This window comes from Pseudomonas sp. CHM02, assembly GCF_000612585.1.
In the GTDB taxonomy this organism is placed as follows: Bacteria; Pseudomonadota; Gammaproteobacteria; order Pseudomonadales; family Pseudomonadaceae; genus Aquipseudomonas.
In genome coordinates, this window is record NZ_JFCA01000088.1 from 1 (window position 1) to 9,998 (window position 9,998).

At 62.3% G+C, this 9,998-nt stretch carries 7 protein-coding genes; all 7 read left to right on the forward strand.

Features of this window, described 5'->3' with window-relative positions; all coding sequences use genetic code 11:
* Positions 1 to 175: 175 nt before the first annotated feature.
* The 7 genes from prmA (at position 176) to BM70_RS0130370 (ending at position 9,859) form a co-directional block, all read left to right on the forward strand.
* The gene (gene prmA / locus BM70_RS0130340; RefSeq protein WP_010213491.1) at positions 176 to 1,054 is read left to right on the forward strand and encodes a 50S ribosomal protein L11 methyltransferase; all 879 of its coding nucleotides are present in this window, start codon (positions 176 to 178) and stop codon (positions 1,052 to 1,054) included.
* Positions 1,055 to 1,084: 30 nt separating this feature from the next.
* Entirely contained in the window at positions 1,085 to 2,338 is a 1,254-nt protein-coding gene (locus tag BM70_RS0130345; RefSeq protein WP_025859500.1) for a DUF3426 domain-containing protein, read from the forward strand.
* A gap of 185 nt (positions 2,339 to 2,523) precedes the next feature.
* The gene (gene dusB / locus BM70_RS0130350) at positions 2,524 to 3,537 is read left to right on the forward strand and encodes a tRNA dihydrouridine synthase DusB (RefSeq protein WP_025859501.1); all 1,014 of its coding nucleotides are present in this window, start codon (positions 2,524 to 2,526) and stop codon (positions 3,535 to 3,537) included.
* Entirely contained in the window at positions 3,534 to 3,854 is a 321-nt protein-coding gene (fis, locus tag BM70_RS0130355; protein WP_002555375.1) for a DNA-binding transcriptional regulator Fis, read from the forward strand. The genes dusB and fis overlap by 4 nt, the downstream gene beginning before the upstream one ends.
* An 81-nt stretch (positions 3,855 to 3,935) precedes the next feature.
* Positions 3,936 to 5,543, forward strand: a complete 1,608-nt coding sequence (gene purH, locus BM70_RS0130360) for a bifunctional phosphoribosylaminoimidazolecarboxamide formyltransferase/IMP cyclohydrolase (RefSeq protein WP_025859502.1) — start codon at positions 3,936 to 3,938, stop codon at positions 5,541 to 5,543.
* A 137-nt stretch (positions 5,544 to 5,680) separates the two neighbouring features.
* Entirely contained in the window at positions 5,681 to 6,973 is a 1,293-nt protein-coding gene (gene purD, locus BM70_RS0130365) for a phosphoribosylamine--glycine ligase (RefSeq protein ID WP_025859503.1), read from the forward strand.
* Between the two features lie 114 nt (positions 6,974 to 7,087).
* Positions 7,088 to 9,859: a hybrid sensor histidine kinase/response regulator gene (locus BM70_RS0130370; protein ID WP_025859504.1), complete on the forward strand. Its 2,772-nt coding sequence runs from the start codon at positions 7,088 to 7,090 to the stop codon at positions 9,857 to 9,859.
* The last annotated feature ends 139 nt before the right edge of the window (positions 9,860 to 9,998 follow it).

Below are 9,998 nucleotides of genomic sequence, written 5' to 3' on the forward strand. Positions count from 1 at the left end.
AATGCGGTGCCTGGATTTGGGCCGCTTCGCCACCCAGCGCGGGTGTAGCCCGCTCACCACAACAAGCCCGCCCACCACAGCAAGCCTCCCTCGCCACAGGTCATGCTCTCGCGTAAACTTGCGCCCTTTCGCAGCCCCACCCCGCTGCACACTCATTTTTTCAAAGGTGCCCGCCATGCCTTGGCTGCAAGTCCGTCTCGCCATCAGCCCAGAACAAGCCGAAACCTATGAAGACGCTTTCCTCGAAGTAGGCGCTGTCTCGGTCACGTTCATGGACGCCGAAGACCAACCGATCTTCGAACCCGAACTCAACACCACCCCGCTGTGGTCCCACACCCACTTGCTGGCCCTGTTCGAAGACGGCACCGATGCCGCTGCCGTACTGGCACATATGGAATTGCTCACCGGCGGCCCACTGCCTGAGCACCACAGCGAAGTCATCGAAGACCAGGACTGGGAACGCAGCTGGATGGACAACTTCCAGCCGATGCGCTTCGGCCAGCGCCTGTGGATCGTGCCAAGCTGGCACGCCGCGCCTGAGCCGGACGCCGTCAACCTGCTGCTGGACCCAGGCCTGGCGTTCGGCACCGGCACCCACCCGACCACCGCGTTGTGCCTGGAATGGCTGGATGGCCAGGATCTGACCGACAGCCACGTGCTGGACTTCGGCTGCGGCTCGGGGATCCTGGCGATTGCCGCCCTGCTGCTGGGCGCCAAGGAAGCCGTGGGCACCGATATCGACGTGCAGGCGCTGGAAGCCTCGCGCGACAACGCCGGGCGCAATAACATCCCGGAAGGCAAATTCCCACTCTACCTGCCGGAGCAATTGCCCCAGGTGCAGGCCGACGTGCTGGTGGCCAACATCCTCGCCGGCCCGCTGGTATCCCTGGCACCGCAGTTGTCGAGCCTGGTCAAGCCGGGCGGCCGCCTGGCGCTGTCGGGCATCCTCGCCGAGCAGGGCGAAGATGTCGCAGCCGCCTACGCGAAGGATTTCGAACTGGATCCGATCGCCAACCGTGACGGTTGGGTACGCATCAGCGGTCGTCGGCGCTAGAATGAGCGCTTGCCTGAATCGGATGGCCGCATGACCGACAGTTTCGTCACCCAGTGCCCGCATTGCCAATCGCGCTTTCGCGTCAGCCACGCTCAATTGAGCGTGGCCCGTGGCGTGGTTCGTTGCGGCTCGTGCCTGCAAGTGTTCAACGCAGCTCGCCAGTTGCTGGAGCAGCGCGGCCATGCACAGGAGCCGCAGCCAGAGCCGCCGACGGCCACTGAGCCGGTGCCCGAGGCCATTCCCGAGGCTCCCCGCGCTATCAGCCAGAAACAGTGGACCGCCGAAGAGCTGGACCTGGACAACCTGGACCTGGACGAAGAACTGGCCAAGCTGGAACGCCGCGAGATCCAGCACACACTGCCCGTGGGTGCCGAACGTCGCCAGGCAGGTGCCGATCGCCGGCAAAAGGATGAACCTCTCAGCGCCAGCCGCGACACCGTCAAGGCCGAGGAAGAAAAGTGGGCCGCCAGCCTGTTCAGCGAACCGCCTGAAGAACGCGCCCAGGCCACTGAGGTCGAACCCGAATCGACCAACACAGCGGCAACCCGACAGCGCACCGAACCGTCCATGTCGTTCCATACCGACGACATCGACGATGAGCCCCCCCTGCGCTCCACGCCACACGATGACGACATCGATCCGCCGTTCACGCCGCTGACCAGGGCCGCAGAAGCAGCCGATCCCGACGAGCGCCCTCCACTGCGCCGCAAACGCCCACGCCCGGAAACCAGCATCCACGACGATCTGCTCCAGGACCTGGAAGACGACCCGCTGCATCTCTACGCGCAAAAACGCCCGTCGGGCTGGGGCCGTCGCCTGATCTGGCTGTTGCTGGTCCTGATCGCCGCCGCAGGGCTTGCCGGCCAGTACATTGCCTACCAATTCGACGACCTGGCCCGCCAGGACGCCTATCGTCCCTGGTTCCAGCAACTGTGCCCCACGTTGGGCTGCACAGTGCCGTCGCGGGTCGATATCGCCCATATCAAGAGCAGCAACCTGGTGGTGCGCAGCCACCCGGATTTCGCCGGAGCGCTGGTGGTGGACGCGATCATCTATAACCGCGCGACGTTCTCCCAGCCCTTCCCGCTGCTGGAGCTGCGTTTTGCCGACCTGAACGGCAGCCTGATTGCCAGTCGTCGCTTCAAACCCGCCGAATACCTCAGCGGTGAGTTGGCCGGAGTAAGCGAAATGCCATCGCAGACCCCGATCCATATCTCCCTGGACATCCTCGATCCGGGCAATAAAGCCGTGAATTACAGCCTGAGCTTTCACTCGCCCGAGTGAATCGGTTCACGCACTGAGGTTTGACGGCGGGTTATTGACTAAGCCTCGCGCAACCAAACCGACGGCGATAAAGAAATAACTGTTCAGATTTTATCCAATTCAGCCTTTATCCAGTCATCGAGAGCGGGTATCATGCCAACCCTTTTTCGAACTCTAATGATCCGGCCCCACAACAGGGAAGTCCTATGTCGGCGGTACGCATCGGCCCATACACATTGCAGAACGGCTTGATTCTCGCCCCGATGGCGGGCGTCACCGACCAGCCCTTTCGTCAGCTGTGCAAGCGTTTGGGCGCGGGTCTAGTAGTCTCGGAAATGGTCACCAGCGACATGAGCTTGTGGAACACCCGCAAATCGCGGATGCGCATGATCCACGAAGGTGATCCCGAGCCCCGCTCGGTGCAGATCGCCGGTGGGGATGCACAGATGCTGGCGGATGCGGCCCGGGCCAACGTGGAGTTGGGGGCGCAGATCATCGACATCAACATGGGCTGCCCGGCCAAGAAGGTCTGCAACAAGGCCGCCGGTTCCGCGCTGTTGAAAGATGAGCAGTTGGTTGCCGAGATCCTGCAGGCCGTTGTCGCCGCAGTGGATGTGCCGGTCACCCTGAAGATTCGTACCGGCTGGGACCGGGACAACAAGAACGGCCTGACGGTGGCGAAGATCGCCGAGCAGGCAGGAATTACAGCACTGGCGGTGCATGGCCGCACCCGCGCCGACCTTTACACCGGTGAAGCCGAGTACGACACCATCGCTGCGATCAAGCAGGCGGTGTCGATGCCGGTGTTTGCCAATGGCGACATCGATTCAGCCGAGAAAGCCCGGCGCGTACTGCACGCCACCGGCGCCGATGGCTTGTTGATTGGCCGGGCTGCCCAGGGGCGGCCGTGGATTTTTCGTGAGATCGAGCATTTTCTGCGTACCGGTGAAGTGTTGCCGGCACCGGAGTTGATCGAGGTGGAACGTATTCTGCTAGAGCATCTGGCCGCCCTGCACGCCTTCTATGGAGACGTGATGGGAGTACGCATTGCTCGAAAGCATGTCGGCTGGTATCTCGCAACCCTGCCGGGCGCCAGGGAGTTTCGCGCCCACTTCAATCGTTTGGATGATACGGAAGCACAGTGCGCCAACGTTCGTGAATTTTTCGGCGAACGTTACAAGAGCCTGGGGACAGGGGACGGAGAGGGGGTGGCCGCATGACGATGATGACCGAGACTTTAGTGAGTGGAACAACACCCGTGAGCGACAACGTCAATTTGAAACAGCACCTCAACACGCCGAGCGAAGAAGGCCAGACCCTTCGCGGGAGTGTCGAGAAGGCGCTGCACAATTATTTCGCCCACCTTGAGGGCGCTTCCGTCACGGACGTGTACAACCTGGTGCTCTCCGAAGTCGAGGCGCCCTTGCTCGAAAGCGTGATGAACTACGTCAAGGGCAACCAGACCAAAGCCAGTGAGCTGCTGGGCCTCAACCGTGGCACCCTGCGCAAGAAGCTCAAACAATACGATTTGCTGTAAGCATTCAATCAAACCAGAAAGGCGCCCGCGTAAAACCGGTCGCCTTTTTTGCTGACTCCTTTGCTTTTGATGGAAATTGAAATGACCGACCAGACTACCCGCCTGCCGATCCGCCGCGCCTTGATCAGTGTTTCCGACAAGACCGGGATCCTCGAATTTGCCCGGGAGCTGGAAGCCCTGGGCGTGGAAATCCTCTCCACGGGCGGGACCTTCAAACTGCTGCAGGACAACGGCGTGGCCGCAGTGGAAGTGGCGGACTACACCGGCTTCGCAGAAATGATGGACGGTCGGGTCAAGACCCTGCACCCGAAAATCCACGGCGGCATCCTCGGCCGTCGCGGCATCGACGATGCCATCATGACCGAGCACGGCATCAAGCCGATCGACCTGGTGGCCGTCAACCTCTACCCGTTCGAAGCCACCATCAACAAGCCAGGCTGCGACCTGCCGACCGCCATCGAAAACATCGATATCGGCGGCCCGACCATGGTTCGCTCGGCGGCCAAGAACCACAAAGACGTGGCCATCGTGGTCAACGCCAGCGACTACGCCCAAGTGCTCGAAAGCCTGAAAGCCGGTGGCCTGACCTACGCCCAGCGCTTCGACCTGATGCTCAAGGCGTTCGAACACACCGCTGCCTACGACGGCATGATCGCCAACTACATGGGCACCGTGAACCAGGCCGCTGAAACCCTCAGCACCGAAGGTCGCAGCCAGTTCCCGCGCACCTTCAACAGCCAGTTCATCAAGGCCCAGGAAATGCGCTACGGCGAGAACCCGCACCAGAGCGCGGCGTTCTACGTTGAGGCCAAGCCTGCCGAAGTCGGCATCGCCACCGCGACTCAACTGCAAGGCAAGGAGCTGTCCTACAACAACGTGGCCGACACCGACGCCGCGCTGGAATGCGTGAAGAGCTTCGTCAAGCCGGCCTGCGTCATCGTCAAGCACGCCAACCCGTGCGGCGTGGCCGTGAGCCCGGACGCTGAAGGCGGTATCCGCCAGGCGTACGAACTGGCCTACGCCACTGACACCGAATCGGCCTTTGGCGGCATCATCGCGTTCAACCGTGAACTGGACGCAGAGACCGCCAAGGCGATCGTCGAGCGTCAGTTCGTTGAAGTGATCATCGCACCATCCGTCAGTGAAGAAGCCCGCGCCATTGTCGCCGCCAAAGCCAACGTGCGCCTGCTGGCCTGCGGCGAGTGGTCGGCTGACCGCGCCGCTGCCTGGGACTACAAGCGCGTCAACGGCGGCTTGCTGGTACAGAGCCGCGACATCGGCATGATCGGCAGCCAAGACTTGAAAGTAGTGACCAAGCGCGCCCCGACCGAGCAAGAGATCAACGACCTGATCTTCGCCTGGAAAGTGGCCAAGTACGTGAAGTCCAACGCCATCGTCTACGCCAAGAACCGCCAGACCATCGGTGTCGGCGCCGGCCAGATGAGCCGCGTGAACTCGGCGCGTATCGCTGCGATCAAGGCCGAGCACGCCGGTTTGCAGGTGGCAGGTTCGGTGATGGCTTCCGATGCGTTCTTCCCATTCCGTGATGGCCTGGACAATGCCGCGAAAGCGGGCGTGACCGCCGTGATCCAACCGGGTGGCTCGATGCGTGATGCTGAAGTCATCGCTGCCGCTGATGAAGCCGGCATCGCCATGGTCTTCACCGGCATGCGCCACTTCCGCCACTAAAAGCACGACTGTAGGAGCCGGCTTGCCGGCGATGAGGCCCTTGAAGCTTGTAGCGATTCAGAGGCCATCATCGCCGGCAAGCCGGCTCATACAGAATGTGGTGTTCCCAAGAATTTGCGTCATCCGAGGTTTTTGAAATGAATGTTTTGATCATTGGCAGCGGTGGCCGTGAACACGCCCTGGCCTGGAAAGTTGCTCAGGACCCGCGCGTCCAGAAAGTGTTCGTGGCACCCGGCAACGCCGGCACTGCCATTGAAGCCAAGTGCGAGAACGTCGCTATCGACGTGCTGGCCCTTGAGCAACTGGCTGACTTCGCTGAAAAGAATGTCTCCCTGACCATCGTCGGTCCGGAAGTCCCGCTGGTGGCCGGCGTCGTGGACCTGTTCCGCAGCCGCGGCCTGGACTGCTTCGGCCCAACTGCCGGCGCTGCCCAGCTGGAAGGCTCCAAGGCGTTCACCAAGGATTTCCTGGCCCGCCACAAGATCCCGACTGCCGACTACCAGAACTTCACCGAGATCGAACCGGCCCTGGCTTACCTGCGTGAAAAAGGTGCGCCGATCGTGATCAAGGCCGACGGCCTGGCTGCCGGTAAAGGCGTGATCGTCGCCATGACCCTGCAGGAAGCTGAAGACGCCGTACGCGACATGCTCGCCGGCAACGCTTTTGGTGACGCCGGCTCGCGCGTCGTGATCGAAGAATTCCTCGACGGCGAAGAAGCCAGCTTTATCGTGATGGTCGACGGCAAGAACGTCTTGCCGATGGCCACCAGCCAGGATCACAAACGCGTCGGCGACGGTGACACCGGCCCGAATACCGGCGGCATGGGCGCTTACTCCCCAGCCCCGGTAGTCACCGCCGACGTGCACCAGCGTGTGATGGACCTGGTGATCTGGCCGACCGTGCGCGGCATGGCTGACGAAGGCAATGTCTACACCGGTTTCCTGTATGCAGGCCTGATGATCGACAAAGCCGGTAACCCAAAAGTCATCGAATTCAACTGCCGCTTCGGCGATCCTGAAACCCAACCGGTGATGCTGCGTCTGCAGTCGAGCCTGGTACTGTTGGTGGAAGCCGCCCTGGCCCAGGCCCTGGACAAGGTTGAAGCACAGTGGGATCCACGTCCGAGCGTTGGCATTGTGCTGGCAGCCGGCGGCTACCCTGCCGACTACGCCAAGGGCGATGCCATTGAAGGCCTCGACGCTGCGGCCACCCTGGAAGGCAAGGTGTTCCATGCGGGCACCGCACTCAAGGATGGCAAGGTCGTGACCGCCGGTGGCCGCGTGTTGTGCGCTACCGCCATGGGCGCCAGTGTCGACGCCGCACAGCAACAGGCGTACAAGCTGGCCGCTAAAATCGATTGGAAAGGCTGCTTCTACCGCAAGGACATCGGCTATCGCGCCATCGCCCGTGAACGGGGCGAGAACAGCTAAGCAGTCGCCGTCAGTAGCTATCCGTTCGGCTAGGCAAGGGCCTCTGGCCCTTGCCGTATGCAGGCCTACCCGCGCATAGTTAACCCGTGCATCAACCTACGAAGGGATTTCGCCGTGCGCTGGCTCAGGATCGCCATAGGTTTTACAGTCAGCCTGCTGACACTGCTCTGCTTGTTCCCGGCCCAGGCCGCCGCGCAAGGCAGTGGCTGGGCAGTATTGCTTGATGAACAGGCCGACCTGCAACTGAGCGATATCCGTTCCTCGCGCTACACCAATCAATTCAGCCCCATCGAACTGGACCGCCTTACCGCTGCGGAACCGAACGGTGCGTTGTGGGTACGTTTCAAGCTGCAACCCGGCAAGCACGAGCAAGTGCTGCGGGTATTCGCCCCCGATCTGTCGCACCTGAGCCTCTATGTACTGGACGGCGACACCCTGGTGGAGCAACAGAGCACCGGCACGCGCCAGCCCCAGGCTGAACGGCCGCTGCCCAGCAGCGACTTCATGTTGCCGATGCCCCAGAGCCAGAAGCCCCTGGAGGTCTACCTGCGCCTGGTCTCGGAGCACGAACTGCGCCCCTACATCACCCTGGAACCGGCCGTGCTCGCCGCCGCCGACCAGACCCAGACGCTGATCTACGGCCTGCTGTTCGGCTGTCTGCTGATGCTGATCCTGCACAACCTGACACGCTTCGCCTACCATCGCTCGCGCAGCAGCCTATGGCTGGCAGCGTGCGAAGTGCTGTTGATGCTCAGCCTGGCACTGTTGCTCAACCTGGTGGGCCCATGGCTGCCAAATTGGCACGCGATACAGACACCCGGCGCCTACCTCGCGCTGCTGCTGACCGCGCCGTGCGGGCTGATGTTTGCCTACCGTTTCTTCATGCCCCTGGGCCCGCACCCGCTCAACAAATTGTTGATGGCCGACATCCTGTTCATCGTGCTGTGCGGCCTGCTGCTGTTGTTCGTCAATACCCTGCCACTGAACATTATCACCTACGCCCTGGTGGCCCTCGCCGGCTTGAGCATGCTGTTTGTATCGGCCTATCACTGGCAGAAAGGCTACCGCCCGGCGCGCCTGTTCGTGGCGGCGATGGTGGTGTTCAACATTGGTACGCTGATCATCCTGCCGGCGCTGCTCGGCCTGACGATGGTGTCGCCACAGGGCCTGATCATCACGCTGCTGGCGTTTATCTGCCTCAGCGGCCTGTTGATGAGCCTGGCGTTGGGCGAGCGCCAGCGCGCGATTGTCGAGGCGCGCTTCAGCCTCAGCCGCGACCTCGCGGCGAGCAATGCCGAGATCGCTGCCAAGGCTGAGTTCCTGGCCAAGATCAGCCACGAGATCCGCACGCCCATGAACGGCGTACTCGGTATGACCGAGCTGCTGCTGGGCACGCCGCTGTCGGTAAAACAGCGCGACTATGTGCAGACCATCCACAGCGCCGGCAACGAACTGCTCACGCTGATCAACGAAATCCTCGATATCTCCAAGCTGGAGTCCGGCCAGATCGAACTGGATGACGTGCAGTTCGACCTCAATGCGCTGATCGAAGACTGCCTGAGTATTTTCCGCGCCAAGGCCGAGCAGCAGAACGTCGAGCTGATCAGCTTTATCCAGCCCCAGGTGCCCCGCGTGATCAGCGGCGACCCGACGCGCCTGCGCCAGGCCATGTTGAGCCTGCTGGAAAACGCCCTGCAAAAAACCGATGAGGGCGAAGTGCTGATCGTCGTCGCTCTGGATGACCGCAGCACCAAGCCGCGCCTGCGCATTGCCGTACAGGACAGCGGCCTGCCGATGGAAGCGGCCGAGCGCGACGCCCTGCTGCATAGCGAGCTGCACAGCAAGAACTTCTTCTCGGCCACCCGCCTGAACGGCCACCTGGGCCTGGTCATCGCCCGCCAATTGATCCTGTTGATGAACGGCGAATTCGGCATCAAAAGCGGCAGCCACCAAGGCAGCACCCTGTGGCTGACCCTGCCGCTGGACCCGGAACGCCTGGAACACCCGACCTCCGACCTCGACGGCCCACTCAAAGGCGCACGCGTACTGGTGGTGGACGACAACGACACTTGCCGCAAGGTGCTGGTGCAACAGTGCTCGGCCTGGGGCCTGAACGTCAGCGCGGTGCCATCGGGCAAGGAAGCTTTGGCCTTGCTGCGTACCAAGGCGCACCTGCGTGATTACTTCGATGTGGTGCTGCTGGACCAGAACATGCCCGGCATGACCGGCATGCAACTGGCGGCGAAGATCAAGGAAGACCCGAGCCTGAACCACGACATCCTGCTGATCATGCTCACCGGCATCAGCAACGCGCCGAGCAAGATCATCGCGCGCAATTGCGGGATCAAGCGCATCCTCGCCAAGCCGGTGGCCGGCTACACACTCAAGACCACCCTGGCCGACGAACTGACCCAACGCAGCAAAGGCACCGCCCCACCTCGCGCGGTGCTCAGCGCACCGGCAGCCGTTATCGTGCCCAGCGATTTCCGCATCCTGGTGGCCGAAGACAACAGCATCTCCACCAAGGTGATTCGCGGCATGCTCGGCAAGCTCAACCTCAACCCGGACACCGCCAGCAATGGCGAAGAAGCCCTGGAGGCAATGAAGGCCCAGCGCTATGACCTGGTGTTGATGGATTGTGAAATGCCGATCCTCGATGGTTTCTCCGCGACCCAGCAACTGCGCGCGTGGGAAGTCAGCCATCAGCGCATTCGCACGCCGGTAGTGGCGCTGACGGCGCACATCCTTTCGGAACATAAGGAACGCGCACGCCAGGCCGGAATGGACGGGCATATGGCCAAACCGGTGGAGTTGTCGCAGTTGCGTGAGCTGGTGGAGTTCTGGGTGGCGCAGCGACAACAACGCCCCGAGCACGCCCCCTCCTGACTTGTAGTCCGGCCCCCCCCTGTGGGAGCTGGCTTGCTGTGGTGAGCGGGCTTGCCCCGCGCTGGGCTGCGAAGCGGCCCTAAAACCCAACGCCGCGGAGTGCCTGACACAACGCGGCGTTTTTATTGGGGCCGCTTCG

Coding starts and splice junctions, on each gene's coding strand:
- purD (WP_025859503.1), top strand. CDS start 5,681: ATGAATGTTTTGATCATTGGCAGCGGTGGCCGTGAACACGCCCTGGCC.
- BM70_RS0130345 (WP_025859500.1), top strand. CDS start 1,085: ATGACCGACAGTTTCGTCACCCAGTGCCCGCATTGCCAATCGCGCTTT.
- fis (WP_002555375.1), top strand. CDS start 3,534: ATGACGATGATGACCGAGACTTTAGTGAGTGGAACAACACCCGTGAGC.
- prmA (WP_010213491.1), top strand. CDS start 176: ATGCCTTGGCTGCAAGTCCGTCTCGCCATCAGCCCAGAACAAGCCGAA.
- purH (WP_025859502.1), top strand. CDS start 3,936: ATGACCGACCAGACTACCCGCCTGCCGATCCGCCGCGCCTTGATCAGT.
- dusB (WP_025859501.1), top strand. CDS start 2,524: ATGTCGGCGGTACGCATCGGCCCATACACATTGCAGAACGGCTTGATT.